Source organism: Caballeronia eucalypticola (assembly GCF_047608185.1).
Taxonomy (GTDB): Bacteria; Pseudomonadota; Gammaproteobacteria; order Burkholderiales; family Burkholderiaceae; genus Caballeronia.
On the sequence record NZ_JBLKRU010000005.1, the window covers coordinates 229,377 to 243,477 of the forward strand.

Consider the following 14,101-nt stretch of genomic DNA (forward strand, 5'->3'; position numbering starts at 1 on the left):
TGTAAACTAACGCGATGTAAGCAATCTCTAAAGAGACGCTCATGTTTGCCGTTAAAGGGTATGGGCCGGATGACGCCGCCAGCCTCGGTTGCGTTTCGCAGCATCGACGCGCGCCACCGCTCGGATATCGATGTGAGATATGAAAAGTGAGACGACATGTTTTCGACGATTAAAGGTCGCCTGGGTATTGCCATGGCGCTTCTGGGTCTGTTGCTGATCGTGATTGGCGGACTGGGGCTTTGGGGAATGAGCCGCGGTAACGACACGACACGCGGCCTCTACATGAACCAGATGCCTAGCGCTGTCGCGGCCGGCAACGCCGAAATGTTCACCGCCCGTGAGCGGCTCAGTTTCGATCGGGCGGCCTTGCTGGTTGGCAAGCCCGAGGCGGCGGAAACCGCCATTGGACGCGGCACCTTGATGCGCACGCGCGCGGACAAGGAATGGGCGACCTACGCGGCGCTGCCGCAGGGACCGGGCGAACACAAACTGGCTGAGGACTTCCAGGCCAAGCGCCTTGAACTCCAGAAGCTGATGGACGACGGTTACGCCAATATCAGGGCGAACGATGCAGACAAGATCGTCGCTTCCGCCGAAGCCATGCAGGTTGCGTTCAACCAGCTGGCCGCGTTTGGCGAAGCGCTTCGCAAGTACCAGTTCGACTCAGCCAAGAGCGACTACGACAACTCGCAGGAATCGTTCGGCGACTTCCGTCTTATCAGCATCGCGTCAATTTTGGCGGGTCTCGCGGCCGCCATGTTCTCGTGGCTGTCACTGCGTCGTTCGATCGGGCGTCCGCTCGAAGAAGCGCTTGCGCAATTCGATGCCATTGCCGCCGGCGATCTGCGCCGCGAGCTGATTGTCACCTCGCGTGACGAGATGGGACAACTGCTCTCGGGTCTCGCGAAGATGCAGGCCAGCCTGGTGAATACGGTACGCACGGTACGCTCGGGCAGTGAGTCCATTGCATCGGCGACCAAGCAGATTGCGGCTGGCAATATCGATTTGTCTTCGCGTACGGAAGAGCAGGCGTCGGCGCTGCAGGAAACGGCATCGAGCATGGACGAGTTGACCGGCACCGTGAAGCAGAACGCAGAAAACGCGCGTCAGGCGAGCTCGTTGGCCGCCAATGCGTCGGACATTGCGAACAAGGGCAGCTCGGTGGTTTCACAAGTGGTCACCACCATGGGTGACATCAACCAGAGTTCGACGAAGATCGCCGACATCATCACGATCATCGAAGGCATCGCGTTCCAGACCAACATCCTCGCGTTGAACGCAGCGGTGGAAGCGGCGCGTGCGGGCGAGCAAGGACGAGGTTTCGCGGTGGTCGCGGCAGAAGTCCGCAGTCTCGCGCAACGGTCTTCAGCGGCTGCGAAGGAGATCAAGGAACTGATCAATACATCGGTCTCGCGCGTGCAAACCGGCACGACGCTGGTGGGCGATGCGGGCCGCACGATGTCGGAAATCATCGGCGCGGTGCAGCGCGTGACGGACATCATGGGCGAGATTGCAGCGGCGTCCGAAGAGCAGAGCAGCGGTATTGAACAAGTAGCGCGCGCGGTCACGCAAATGGATGAAGTCACCCAGCAAAATGCGGCGCTGGTGGAAGAAGCCGCGGCCGCTGCGCAATCGCTGGAAGATCAGGCGGGCGCGTTGAAGGCGGCAGTTTCTGTGTTCCAGTTGGACGACCGGGGCCTGGATGTCAAGCCGGCGCTTGGCGCGAAACCTTCGCATGGCGCGGCGCACGGTGTTGCGCATCGTGCGCTAGCGGTACCGAAGAAACGCGCGATTGCTGTGAGTTCGAGCGTAGTTGCGGCCGCGGCAGGGCTCAAGACACCGGCGCTGATCAAAGAGAAAGCGAAGCCCGTTGCATTGGCTGGCGCTGCTGATTGGGAAGCGTTTTAACTAGCAGCGTTCTTGTTGTCTAGCGAGCGCAGGGAGGCGGTGAACGCCAGCGTCTCCCTGGTGCTTCAGGCTCGCGATTCACTTCACGGGCAAGGCCGGCGGACTCGTTCGCTTCATGCGCCTTCTTTCAAGGAAGGTCCATAGCGTCAATCCACCGTATGCTGCATATCGCAGAATGGTGGAAGCGACAGTAATCCACGTCGCGTCTTCCCAGCCGATATCAAGCACCAGCCGCACGGCATTCTCGGCCGTCAGCCCCAATCCCCATACCAGCGTCATCTTTTGAATGACCGCTACGAGATCGGGATTGTCACGCCACCATTGTTCGAACTGAGCCGTTCCTCCGTCCTGTTCGCGGGCGACGGTCGATCGTCCGAGATAGAACACGAGTGGCCTTGGAAACGCGAGTGAGATCAAAAACGCGATGCCGATCAAACCCGAGATGACAGGCTCTTCAAAAAGCCGCGCATGAGCGTTGTCGATAAAAGATGAAACCGCCAGCGACAATAAAGTACCGACCAGTACGATCGCGCTGAGCGCATCGAAGTGATGAAAGCGCAGAAGGTCCCATGTCATCCACGCTATCAGCGGCAGCGTGGACGCAGCCAATGCTCCCGAGTGGCCCCACTGCGGATACGCAAGGTGATAGGCGAGCCACGGGAAGAGTACGTTGATGCAGATCGCCGATAAATATCGGACCCGGTTGTTCATATGAATCGGCTGAGTGCTGACGCGGCCAGATCGTTAGACAAACAAAAATACCACGGCCCGTTTCACGCGTTGCTGGCGTAACCCTTAAGGGTTGAAACAAGAAATGCTGCTAACTGCTTAGCGCTGCTTGAGCGTTGAAGCATCAAAGCATCTGAATGCAAGGCTGATGCGCGGCCCATCGACGCCGCTCATCTTCGGTATGCCGTGATTATGCGTGAATTGCGAGGCGTAGCTCATGAGGAGCACGCTGCCCGCGTGCAGGTCCACATTGAGCGTGCGGCCCTTGCCCGACTTCGCGCGGATTGTCATGCGTCGGGTCGCCCCCAGCGAAAGGATTGCTATAGGCGCTTTCTGCACGAGCCCTTGGGTCTTGTCGTTATGAGGCGCGACGCTGTCGTTGCCATCGCGATACAGATTCAAACCGACGCTATTAAACTGCGCGCCGGCAATCGCGCGCACTTGCACGGCTGCCTCCATCAGCGGTTCCGGCAAGTCCGGTGCGTCCAGCGAGAAATGCGCCATCAGCCGCGGGACATCGACCTCGCGGTCGTACATCAAGCGACGCTGATTGCCCCACGTCACATGGTCAAGCGTCTGCTCAAACCACGCGCGTGAGATCGCCTGCGGGATCACGCCGGGCAGGTAACGAATCCCGCTTTCGGCGTCTTCCACAAGGTCGAGCGGTACGGCATCGAACAGATCGTTTTGAAACACGTCGATTCCTTTGCTGGCTATTCCTTGCTCTATTGATCAGTCCGCCGCGAACGGCAATTCGCCCTGAACGGATTGCGGCTCGGCGACATAGGACCCCGCCGGCAGTAACGCCGTCACGCGTACACCGAGCAAACGCAGGCGCCGGTCCAGCGGCACGCGCTTCAGGCACTCGGTTGCAGCGCGACGGATCTCCGTTGCATCGGCTGTTGGAAACGGGACCGTCAGGTCACGCGTGACCGTGCTGAAGTCGTTGTAACGCAGCTTGATGCCGACCGTGCGTCCCTCGTACCCTTTGCGACGCAGGTCGTCGGCCACGCGCGTACAGAGGTCGGTGAACGCCGCCGACAGCTCCGCGCGATCGTGGCGTGCATGCAGGTCGCGCTCGAAGGTGGTTTCGCGGCTCATCGACTTCGGCTCGGAGCTGACCACCACCGGCCGTTCGTCGAAACCTTGGGCTACTTCCATGAGCCATGCCGAGTAAGTCCGGCCAAAGCGGGCCTGCAGTATCTCGGGGTCCGCGCGTGCCAGATCACCGACAGTTTCGATGCCGATAGCCGCGAGTTTTTCATTCGCCTTCGGCCCAATGCCGTTCACCTTGCGTACGGGCAGCGGCCAGATTCGCAACGGGATGTCAGCGGGGGTGAGGATGGTCAGGCCGTCGGGTTTATCGAGTTCCGAGCCAATCTTCGCCAGCAGTTTGTTCGGCGCGACGCTGATCGAACACGACAGGGCGGTCGCGTCGCGCACGGCCTGCTTGATGCGTGCTGCGGTCTCGGCGGGATCCCCCGGCAGGTCCGTCAAGTCGATGTAGATTTCATCGATACCGCGGTTCTCGATCTGCGTGGTGAACGTGGCCACGGCCTCCTTGAAAAGACGCGAGTAGTGCCGATACGAATCGAAGTCGGTGGGCAGCAGGATGGCGTCCGGCGCGAGTACGGCGGCTTTCATCATGCCCATGGCGGAAAACACGCCGAACGCGCGCGCTTCGTAGGTCGAAGTGGTGACAACGCCACGGCCCGTGTAATCGCGCAGCCGCTTGAAGCGGCGGGTGCCGTCGGGCAGTTCTTCTGGCGTGGCGTTCCTGCCGCCGCCGATCACGACGGGTTGACCGCGAAGCTCGGGATAGCGCAGGAGTTCAACGGACGCATAAAAAGCGTCCATGTCCAGATGCGCGATGTGCCGCGTGGCTGTCACCGGAGCGCTCCGGGATGGGAGCGGTTCAACGCCGAAGACGCGCGAGGACCGGGAATGCTGATGTTTCCATTGGGATCGGACATGATCAATAGCTGTATGGATGTACAGTATTTTACATCAAAAGTTCGGGGAGCAATACCTTAGCTAAACCCGCTCAAGATCACGCGAGACGCGTACAGAAGCGTCGCACGGCAGGCCACTTGAAGTCTCGATCCTCATCTAACTCAAGACTTCTCCTGTCCCTCTCCCAACGTTTCCATGACGTGGTCAACAAAACAGCGCAGTTTGAGTGTCATTTGACGGTCGGCAGCGTAGAGCAGATGGATCGGTCGGAAAGGGCCTTCGTATTCCGAGAGTATCTGAATCAAGTGGCCCGACGCGAGGTCCTCGGCAACAGCATGTTCATAGCCGAGCAAGACGCCAAAGCCGTCGCGCGCTGCACGGTGCAGGGCGCTCCAATCGTTCATTCGCAAGCGCCCCTTCACAGGCACCTTTGTCACCCGGCCATTACGCTGGAATTGCCAGGTCCGGCTGAGTTCCGAGGCCCAAGGAGCAAAACTCAGGCATTCGTGACGAGCCAGATCAGCGGGTTGTCGCGGTACGCCATGTTTGCGCAGGTAATCCGGCGATGCGCAGGCCAATTTCATAGTTCGCATGGAACATCCGGAAGGAGCGCTGTGGAACAAGCACGTTCTTCCGCACATCGATTATTTGAAAACGCTGGTCGAACAATGCCGTTTGCTGGCGTCAGGTCCCGTCAGAGGCGCCCCGCTGCGGGCGGGTTTCCTGGTGATGCGGGCAGATAACCGCGGGGAGATACAAAGCATGATCGACGACGACCCGTTCGCACAGAAGGGTGTTATCAGCGCGCTGACCATCGAGGAATGGGACCCTCTCTTTGGCCTGCTTGCCGACTATTCGTCCAAACAGTCGCCGGCCGATTTGGCCGAGGCGCGGTAGTTCGTCCTTACTCTCCCCACCCGACACCCGCATTGACCAGTCGTTGGGCGGGATTTTATTCAGTTCAATCATTGGAGCCTGCCATGCAATACGAACTCACTACGCTTGCGTGCGCGCCGCTTACGGAGGGGGCTGTGGCCGCTGCGGCGCACGACTGGATAGCGCAAGGCGCCGGCCGATTACTGGGCGCATGGCGTACCGAGATCGGCGAGCTTTTCCAGGTCAAACTGCTGCGCCAGTTCGACACCGCAGATGCGCTTGAGGAAGAGCGCAGTCGCGCGCTCATGGATCCAGCACCGTTCGGAATCTCGGACCCGGCGATACGAATAAACATGGAACGCCATGCGCGGTTCCCCTTCTTACCGGAGGTCGAGCCCGCGATGTTCGGAAGCTTCTACGAGTTCAGAACCTATTTCCTGAAGCCCGGCGGTCTCGCGCCAACCCTAAACGGTTGGCGCGATGCCATCGCGCCTGCGGGCGATTACACGAGACATCTGGTCGTCAACATGTACGCGTTGGACGGGCCACCGCGCATCACACATATCTGGGGATTTTCCAGCCTGGAAGAGCGCGCTGCGCTGCGCACACGCCATTACGCCGACGGCCTCTGGCCGCCGAAGGGCGCTCCTCAGCAAATCGCGAAAGCGACATCAACGATTTGCATACCGGAACCTTACTCGCCGTTGCGATGAAGATCGGCAAGGCTCATGAGGTCATTAAAAGCGGGAAGCTATTGGAAACGCGGTGGTTGTTTTCGACGCTTAGGAATTGAAGTCGTGAGGGGATGCATGGCGATCTTTGACGACTGCACGGGGGCGGCAAGATTTATTCGAGTTTCCCGTCATCCGACGCTTTTAGGGGCGCGGATTCGGGATACGCGAATGACCGCAATTGTCTGGTCTTAAGTTATCGAGGAACGCTGAACTCAGGAACAGGTCTTCGCCGCAGCTAGCGGTCGCTTACTCAAGCACTTTGTTCGGCGTGGCGCTGAACGAGATGAACCGGGCAATGGACCACTTACCATCAGGCTGGCGCTTGAAAATGTCCATCCCCGCTTCCGTACTCACGCTCGACTCGCCACCCTTCTGCGCAGTCAGCGTCCAGAACAGCCGGACGACGGCGATATCGCCGGAAACGATGATCTCGCGAACATCAGGACTGTCGTAATGGAGTTGCCACCCAGGTTTCGCCAACACAGCACTGAGCTTCCTGCAGATCGCGTCTCGGCTGCCATCGAGCGCGTCAGGAACGGTCGAAACCAGATCAGGGGCGAACAGGTCACAGACTCCTGCTGCATCACGAGCGTTAAACGCCATCGTCCAACGCTGCAGCCGTTCCAAAATGGCGGCCTTGTCTGAATCCACGTCTGCGTGAGCCGGAGTCACCACGCTGACGCTGCTTAACACAACGGCAATCGCCAGCAGCCATCGGATCATGGGAGGTCTCCAATCAATCGGGGTTGCTGCCATTTTATAGGGATCGACAATGCGCGATATTGAGTGCGGGCGGCCAGCATTCGGTTACGGGACGGCGGCCACCATGATCACCCAGCCGTTCGAATGTCCGCTCCATCGTGAAAGCGGACCTGCCGGGCGCTGACTCGCGGTCCTGTAATCGCTAGCCGTGACGCCCACGAGAGACGCGTGTCAGCCTTGCATTCATCGCGTCGGCTTGCATTTATGCATCCAAACAAAAAAATCTTCCCTACGGCCGTTTTGTGATATCGGTCGAATTGAACGCATGCGCTCGGCCGCACTCACTTCGGTTCGTTGTTCGCGTCTGCGCAGCGACTCACTAACGCGAGATAGCTTGCCCCGCGAAACCAACTATGCGGCGCTCCGTCACCTTTAACAATCGGACAAAGGCTCCGTCATGGATACGATATTGCCTGCTGCTTCGCCGGCTTTTACGCGAGTTACTCGGATTGCCTTGGTCGCAGCCGCGATCACCCTCTCAAATGTTTCATTCGCTACTGCACCGGGTATACCGGTGCCCCCTGTCAGCAAGAAAATTCCTCACGGCCCGGTGGCAGGTACCCAGATGTCAGAGGCCTACGTACGTAACCTTGCGAAGGTCGCGTACATTTGGGGATGGCCGATGGTGAACATGCACAACCGCCACATCGTGTTTTCAAAGGTGCCCGAATCCGGCCTCGGTGATGGCGTGTTGCCGCTGGCTCCGCTGAACCGGTTGACGATGCTAACCGACTACATCAAGCCGGAAGAGCGAGCCGTCGCGACACCGAATCAGGACGTCGTCTATGGCTTCGGCCTACTGTGGCTGGAGAAGGAGCCGGTTGTATTCCAGGTGCCAGATTTCGGCGACCGTTTCTGGCTTTACCAGCTCGGTGACCAGCGCACCGATACGTTGGGCGGCGTCGGCAAGATGTACGGGACCAAGCCCGGCTTTTACATGGTGGTCGGTCCGAACTGGAACGGTAGTGTGCCCAAAGGCATCAAGCAGGTATTTCGCTCGCCCACCAATCTCGCGTATGTGATCCCGCGCGCATTCCTCGACGATACCGCACAGGATCGCAAGACCATTCAGCCACTGGTGAACCAGATCATGGCGTACCCGCTTGGCGAGTACGACGGCAAGATCAAGACCAAAGACTGGTCGAAGATTCCCACGTTATCCGATCCGTCCGGCGGCTCGCAGGGCGGAGGGGGCGAAACCCAGTGGGTCAAGCCGGAAGCCTTCTTCGCCGAACTGCCGGCGGTCATGAAGGAAGTCCCGCCACAGCCCGGCGAAGAGGTGATCTATGGCTGGATCGGCTCGTTGCTGGATGCCGCCGCGAAGGATCCGAAAATCGCCGACACACTCAAGCAGGCAGCCATCGACGCTGACAAGGAGATGATGCCCGAACTGCATCAGTACTCCTTTGCGGGCGTACCGGTGGGCAACGGTTGGGTTGCCCCGATGAACGGCGCGGAGTTCGGCACCGACTACTACAGCCGCGCCGCCGCTGCGAAGGCGAATATTTTTGCCAATCCGCGTCGCGAATCGGCCTACTACGGCCTCGAATATGCCCCGGACAAAACGCGCCTGAACGGCGCCAGCGCATATCGCGTTACCTTCGCAAAGGGTGAGTTGCCACCGGTCAATGGTTTCTGGTCGCTGACGCTTTATGACAATGAACATTTCTTCGCGCCGAACGACATCAACCGGTTCTCCGTCGGCACGAAAAACAAGGATCTCGTCTATGGCGCCGATGGTTCGCTGACGGTTTATGTGCAACACGAACGCCCTGCGGCGGACCAGGTGGCCAACTGGCTGCCGGCGCCCACAGGTGACTTCGAACTTTTTATCCGCGCGTACTGGCCGAGAGCCGAACTCCTGGAGGGCAAGTGGACCCCGCCAGCGGCGGAAAAGGCGAACTGAGTGAATGCGGGATCTCGGGCTCCGGTTTGGTGAGTCCGGCCGACCGATCAAAGCGGGATGCGTTACGTAACCGGCACCGCGCTGTGCGCCCATCGATAGGGGAAACTCAACGTGAATGCTGTCCGCACCTTGTCGTTGTCCGTCGCCACGTCACTATGCGTCGCGGGTTTGCCAACGCTCGCAGCCGCACAGACCGACGCGAACACGCCATCGTCAATCCAGACACCTCGGCCGCGCGCCGCGCAGACCGGCTTGGCATCGACGCTATTGAGTTGCATTGTGCCCACGGCTATCTGATTCATGAGTTCCTCTCCCCGATTTCGAACAAGCGGACCGATGAGTTTGGGGGGACGCTCGTGGATAGAATGCGGTACCCGTTGGAAGTCTATGACGCAGTGCGCGCTGTTTGGCCCAGGCACAAGCCTCTTGGTGTCAAAGTTTCGGCGACGGACTGGATAGACGCGGGGTGGGACATAGAGCAGACCATCGAGTTCGCGAAGGCACTGGAAACGCGTGGAATTGACTGGATCGACGTATCTTCAGGCGGAATTTCGCCCCTGCAGAAAATTGCGTTGGGCCGGGCTATCAGGTTCCGTTCGCCAACCAGATCAAAAGAGCAACTGGCGTGACGACTATCTGTGTTGGTTTGATAACGGACGCAAAGCAGGCTGAGGAAATTCTATCGAGTGGCCAGGCGGATGCCGTGACTATCGCCCGAGGCATGCTCTACCACCCACGTTGGGCGTGGCACGCGGCAGCGACTCTCGGCGCTACTGTCGAAGCCCCCCGGCCATATTGGCGCGCACCCCCGCAGATGCATGCTGCAGTTTTCGGCGAAGTCGTGAACGGCGCACGATGAAGGGTTCGATGCCTGACATTGCTCGCCCCGCGTTCTCCGATCGCGCGAGCGAACAATTTCAATCATCGCGCCCGACGGTCGCTAGCGAGACGGTTGAAAGTCTCTTGCGGGTCGAGGGCGGTCCTGCACAAATAGACCTTTAACAAGCTGAATCACGCATTCAGCATCGGCCGGGGCTCGGCCACCGTCGGACTTTCGCCGGCGCCTTCGGCATACGTATGTTCACGCAGGGCTTATCCCGAGAAGTTGGCGAACGGGGAATCACAGTCAACAATATTCAACCGGGTCCAATCGATGCGGATCTCAATCCTGCGGCTGGTGATTGGGCAACCCCTCAATTGGAGATGACGGCGCTCAAGAGATACGGGCAAGTTGGTGATATCGCGGCCATTGTCGCTTTTGTTGCCAGCGACGAGGCGGCGTATATCACCGGGGCGAATCTTACGGTCGATGGCGGCACGAATGCCTAGCTTTAGGATCGACTCACGGCAATGACGCTTCACTGCGCCGGAAACTTCGCCGCGCGCACAAACTCGATGAACCGTGCAGCCACGGCGTTATCCCGGCTCGCTTGCCACGCCAACCCGACTTGCCAACGGGCAGCCGGATCGCGCAACGGCAACACCCTGGCATCCCGCAACAAATACTTCGCCCGGGACGGCAAAAATGCAGCGCCGACGCCCGCGGCGACAGCAGCGAGAACGGACTGGATGTCATCGGTCTGCTGAATCACTCGCGGCACGAAACCATGCTCGCTGCACCAGCGATCTATCTGCGCTGCTAGTCCGGGGCCACTGCTGCGCGCGAGCGCGATCAACCCGGGTCCGTTGAGATCATTAAGGTCGGCTGGAAGGCGCTTCCATTTTGCGTGCTGAGGCACGGCGAGCGCCAAGGTCTCGCTGAGCAAGGGCACACACGACAATTCCCTATCGGCCGGCATGCGAAGGAAGCCGACATCGAGCTTCCCCGCAAGAATCCGGCGCGTCTGCTCGGCGGAAGAAAGATCATTGAGCGACACGCTGATGTTCGGATTCAGCCTTCGAAATTCCGCGATCAATTGCGGCGCCAGGGTCAAGGTTGAAAGCCCAAGCCCCACGCGCAGATATCCACGCTTGCCACTGCTCGCTTCGCGCGCCCGCGCGACGAGTTCGTCCGCATCGCGTACCAGCGTTTGCGCGCCGCCAAGGAACTCGGCGCCAAACGATGTCAGCTCGGCGCCATGCCTGCCGCGTTCGAAAAGACGCGCACCCAATGAGTCCTCCAGCGCCGCGACCTGTTTGCTGAGAGCAGGCTGGGTGACATTCAGCGCTTCGGCGGCGCGGCCGAAATGATGAAGCTCGGTCACGGTCAGGAAGGCGCGTAGAAGTTTGAGTTCCATTCCGTAAAGTAATTGAATATGTAAAATGATTCATTTTACTTATCGAATGCCTGGCGGTCCAATGGACTCTTCAAACGGCTCTTTCGTCAGGCGGTACACGGCATGTCCTCATCCTCATGTTCCCCCTTCAAGGTTGCGGCGGTCCCGCTTAGCTCGTTGCGCGGGAATGCATCGCAGAACGTCGCGAACATGTCGGCGTCGCTCGCCGATGCCGCGCTTCAAGGAATCTCGCTGGTAGTTTTCCCCGAGTTCAGCCTCGCTGGATACGGCGATACCCTGAAGCTGCGTCGCCGCGAACTTGTAATGCTCGCCGAGCCGCTTGATGGTCGCTCAATCGATAAAGTCGCTAATTCAGTGGAGCGCACCGGCGTGGCCGCGGGCGTGGGTTTTATCGAGCGTGCGCCGGATGGAAGGTTGTTCAACAGCTATGTGATTTGCATGCCGGACGGCGTGCGATGTTGTCACCGGAAATTGCAGATGGCAGAACATCCCGCCATTGAGCGCGGCGAGCAATACACCGTGCTGGATACGAAGTGGGGCGTTCGTATCGGCATCTTGATTGGCGCAGATAATTACCTGATCGAGAACGTCCGCGTGACAGCGCTGATGGGCGCGACATTGCTCGTTGCGCCACATCGGACCTATGGGTTGGACGGACATGGAGAGTCATCGCTACAGCGGCTTTCCACCGGGCAACGAGTCCGGCCGCCTGGATCACAAACCGATGCAGAAGCCGACTGGTTGCGACGATCCTTAATCGCTCGAGCATCCGATAACGGAATGTTCGTAGTCTTTAGCAATGGGTCGAACACGGGCGATCATCAACACGGCACGATCATCGATCCCGCCGGACAAGTGCTAGCGGAACAAGAAACCTCATCCAGCCCGACGGTTTCTGCAGAAGTGAACCCCGGCCTGATAGCGGAAAGCGTCGGCCAGCAATGCCTGACGGCCCGTCGCTCGGATAGCAACGGGCCGTTCGTCCGCTCGGTATTGCCACGCGGAAACACCTTTGCGGAGCGCAGCGGTGCCCCATCAAGAGGGGCAATCGCGCTGGGCTTCGCGCAGGTCAGCCGTATCCGCCAGACTTAGCGATTAATGCTCAACCTTCACTCCGCCGATCGCTTCCAGTTCAGCGAGCACCGCGTCCGACAAGCGCAACTGCGCGGCCTGCAAGTTCTCCCGCAGATGCACGACCGACGACGTGCCCGGGATCAGCAAAATATTCGGCGAGCGATGCAAAAGCCAGGCAAGCGCCACTTGCAAGGGTGTCGCGTCGACCGTTTTTGCGACTGTGGACAGCACGGACGATTGAATCGGCGAGAACCCGCCCAGCGGGAAGAACGGCACATACGCAATGCCCTGGCTCGCGAGTTCATCGACGAGGGTGCCATCGTCCCGTTGCACCAGGTTGTACTGGTTCTGAACGCAGACAATCTTCGCAATGCCCTGCGCTTCAACAATCTGCGCCGCGGTCACGTTGCTTAATCCAATGTGACGGACAAGCCCCTCGCGCTGGAGTTCGGCGAGCGCGGTGACCTGCTTTTCGATCGATCCTTCCGATGGCGAATGGATGCTTCCCATGATCCGCAAGTTGACCACATCGAGCACGTCCAGGCCGAGATTGCGCAGGTTGTCGTGCACGCCGCGCCGGAGGTCCTCGGGTTCCATCGCCGGCAGCCATGAGGCGTCTTCACCGCGAACGGCGCCAAGCTTGGTGACGATCACCAGATCATCCGGGTACGGGTGAAGCGCTTCGCGAATGATCTGGTTGGTGATGTGCGGCCCGTAGAAATCGCTGGTATCGATGTGATTGACGCCCGACGCCACTGCTTCGCGCAGGACGGCTATCGCCGCATCATGGTCCTTCGGCGGCCCGAACACGCCGGGACCGGCCAGTTGCATGGCGCCGTAGCCCAGGCGATGTACCGTGCGGCCAGCAAATTCAAAGGTGCTAGTGGGGATGGAATTCGACATGACGCTCTCCTTGGTGGATGTGCACGCAGTATGGAGATGTTTGCGTTGTTAGATAATCCGGTCTAAATTGCACGGGTTGTTTAAAAATGTGCACAGTGACCATGGAATTAAATGATCTTGCCGCGTTCGTGTCGGTTGCTGGCGCAGGCGGATTTCGCGACGCAGCCCGGATCAGCGGCGTTTCCGCCTCCAGCCTGAGCATTGCCGTGCGCCGCCTCGAAGCGAAACTGGGTTTGCGTTTGCTCAACCGGACCACCCGCAGCGTGGCTCCGACGGAACCGGGGTTACGTCTTATCGAAAAGCTGGCGCCGTTGTTCAGCGAGATGGAAGCATCGCTCGATGTCCTGAACCTGTTCAGGGACAAGCCAAGCGGTACGCTAAAACTCAATGTGCCATCGAGCGCGGCGCGGATCGTGTTGCCGACTGTTATCGCGTCGTTTCTTAAAGCTTATCCCGATATTCGCGTGGAAGTCGTGGTCGAGGATGGTTTCGTCGATGTGCTCGCAATTGGTTGCGATGCCGGCATTCGTTACGACGAACGGCTTGAGCAGGACATGATTGCCATTCCTATCGGTCCACGCGTGCAGCGCTTCGCGACCGCTGCGGCACCGGAATATCTCGATGCGCACGGTCGGCCCGAGCATCCGCGTGAGCTGCTTTCACACGCGTGTTTGCGCGGCCAGTTTGCGGGCGGCGCGAAGCCGACGTGGGATTTCGAGCGGGACGGGGAGGTGGTGCGGCTGGATCCTACGGGGCCGCTGCTGGTCAGGCCCGGCGCGGCAATGGAGCTTGCAATCAGTACCGCAGTGGCGGGCGTGGGCGTGTTCCACATTTTCGAGGGAATGCTGCGTCCGTATCTGGATAGCGGCGCGCTGGAACCGATCCTGGAACCGTGGTGGCCGTCCTTTTCGGGGCCATTTCTCTACTATCCGGGGCGTCGGCATTTGCCCGCGCCGTTGCGCGTTTTTATCGATTTCGTGAAGGCGGGTGATTTGTCATTGAACCTGCCGCCCCTTTGA

15 protein-coding genes and 1 pseudogene are annotated in these 14,101 nt (G+C 59.6%); 8 read left to right on the forward strand and 8 right to left on the reverse strand.

Features of this window, described 5'->3' with window-relative positions; translation table 11 throughout:
• Nucleotides 1–156 precede the first annotated feature (156 nt).
• Nucleotides 157–1,908 carry a methyl-accepting chemotaxis protein gene (locus tag ACMX25_RS08930; protein ID WP_414949337.1) on the forward strand — a complete coding sequence of 584 codons (1,752 nt, stop codon included), beginning with the start codon at nt 157–159 and terminating at the stop codon, nt 1,906–1,908.
• A gap of 78 nt (nt 1,909–1,986) precedes the next feature.
• Here the strand turns inward: ACMX25_RS08930 and ACMX25_RS08935 are convergent, their stop codons facing one another.
• The 4 genes from ACMX25_RS08935 to ACMX25_RS08950 form a co-directional block, all read right to left on the reverse strand.
• A complete protein-coding gene (locus tag ACMX25_RS08935; RefSeq protein WP_414949338.1) occupies nt 1,987–2,619 on the reverse strand; it encodes a VC0807 family protein in 633 nt (210 codons plus the stop codon).
• Nucleotides 2,620–2,736: 117 nt separating this feature from the next.
• A complete protein-coding gene (locus tag ACMX25_RS08940) occupies nt 2,737–3,333 on the reverse strand; it encodes an alpha-ketoglutarate-dependent dioxygenase AlkB family protein (protein WP_414949339.1) in 597 nt (198 codons plus the stop codon).
• 36 nt (nt 3,334–3,369) lie between these two features.
• The gene (gene dinB, locus ACMX25_RS08945; protein ID WP_414949340.1) at nt 3,370–4,527 is read right to left on the reverse strand and encodes a DNA polymerase IV; all 1,158 of its coding nucleotides are present in this window, start codon (nt 4,525–4,527) and stop codon (nt 3,370–3,372) included.
• A 224-nt stretch (nt 4,528–4,751) separates the two neighbouring features.
• On the reverse strand, nt 4,752–5,183 hold the full coding sequence (locus ACMX25_RS08950; RefSeq protein WP_414949341.1) for a LysR substrate-binding domain-containing protein: 432 nt from the start codon (nt 5,181–5,183) through the stop codon (nt 4,752–4,754).
• Between ACMX25_RS08950 and ACMX25_RS08955 the strand changes: the two genes are divergently transcribed.
• Entirely contained in the window at nt 5,182–5,487 is a 306-nt protein-coding gene (locus ACMX25_RS08955; RefSeq protein WP_414949342.1) for a YciI family protein, read from the forward strand. The genes ACMX25_RS08950 and ACMX25_RS08955 overlap by 2 nt on opposite strands.
• Before the next feature lie 83 nt (nt 5,488–5,570).
• On the forward strand, nt 5,571–6,179 hold the full coding sequence (locus tag ACMX25_RS08960; protein WP_414949344.1) for an NIPSNAP family protein: 609 nt from the start codon (nt 5,571–5,573) through the stop codon (nt 6,177–6,179).
• 267 nt (nt 6,180–6,446) lie between these two features.
• On the opposite strand, the gene ACMX25_RS08965 is transcribed toward ACMX25_RS08960, so the two are convergent.
• Nucleotides 6,447–6,923 carry a YybH family protein gene (locus ACMX25_RS08965; protein ID WP_414949345.1) on the reverse strand — a complete coding sequence of 159 codons (477 nt, stop codon included), beginning with the start codon at nt 6,921–6,923 and terminating at the stop codon, nt 6,447–6,449.
• Nucleotides 6,924–7,527: 604 nt separating this feature from the next.
• Here ACMX25_RS08965 and ACMX25_RS08970 point away from each other — a divergent pair.
• The gene (locus tag ACMX25_RS08970; RefSeq protein WP_414949347.1) at nt 7,528–8,868 is read left to right on the forward strand and encodes a DUF1254 domain-containing protein; all 1,341 of its coding nucleotides are present in this window, start codon (nt 7,528–7,530) and stop codon (nt 8,866–8,868) included.
• 62 nt (nt 8,869–8,930) lie between these two features.
• Here the strand turns inward: ACMX25_RS08970 and ACMX25_RS08975 are convergent, their stop codons facing one another.
• Nucleotides 8,931–9,170, reverse strand: coding sequence for a hypothetical protein (locus ACMX25_RS08975; RefSeq protein ID WP_414949395.1), 240 nt, complete (start codon nt 9,168–9,170; stop codon nt 8,931–8,933).
• Here ACMX25_RS08975 and ACMX25_RS08980 point away from each other — a divergent pair.
• Together ACMX25_RS08980 and ACMX25_RS08985 are read left to right on the forward strand one after the other, a co-directional pair.
• Nucleotides 9,096–9,727: pseudogene (locus ACMX25_RS08980) on the forward strand (oxidoreductase); the annotation flags it as partial. The gene ACMX25_RS08975 and the pseudogene ACMX25_RS08980 sit on opposite strands and share 75 nt — an antisense overlap.
• Nucleotides 9,728–9,945: 218 nt before the next feature.
• Nucleotides 9,946–10,197 (forward strand): SDR family oxidoreductase, encoded by a 252-nt coding sequence (locus tag ACMX25_RS08985; RefSeq protein WP_414949348.1) that lies wholly within the window; start codon nt 9,946–9,948, stop codon nt 10,195–10,197.
• A 29-nt stretch (nt 10,198–10,226) separates the two neighbouring features.
• Here the strand turns inward: ACMX25_RS08985 and ACMX25_RS08990 are convergent, their stop codons facing one another.
• The gene (locus tag ACMX25_RS08990; protein WP_414949349.1) at nt 10,227–11,105 is read right to left on the reverse strand and encodes a LysR family transcriptional regulator; all 879 of its coding nucleotides are present in this window, start codon (nt 11,103–11,105) and stop codon (nt 10,227–10,229) included.
• 102 nt (nt 11,106–11,207) lie between these two features.
• Here ACMX25_RS08990 and ACMX25_RS08995 point away from each other — a divergent pair, with 102 nt between their 5' ends.
• The gene (locus tag ACMX25_RS08995) at nt 11,208–12,197 is read left to right on the forward strand and encodes a nitrilase-related carbon-nitrogen hydrolase (RefSeq protein ID WP_414949350.1); all 990 of its coding nucleotides are present in this window, start codon (nt 11,208–11,210) and stop codon (nt 12,195–12,197) included.
• A gap of 3 nt (nt 12,198–12,200) precedes the next feature.
• Here the strand turns inward: ACMX25_RS08995 and ACMX25_RS09000 are convergent, their stop codons facing one another.
• Nucleotides 12,201–13,082: an aldo/keto reductase family oxidoreductase gene (locus ACMX25_RS09000; protein ID WP_414949351.1), complete on the reverse strand. Its 882-nt coding sequence runs from the start codon at nt 13,080–13,082 to the stop codon at nt 12,201–12,203.
• 101 nt (nt 13,083–13,183) lie between these two features.
• Between ACMX25_RS09000 and ACMX25_RS09005 the strand changes: the two genes are divergently transcribed.
• Nucleotides 13,184–14,101 (forward strand): LysR family transcriptional regulator, encoded by a 918-nt coding sequence (locus tag ACMX25_RS09005; protein WP_414949352.1) that lies wholly within the window; start codon nt 13,184–13,186, stop codon nt 14,099–14,101.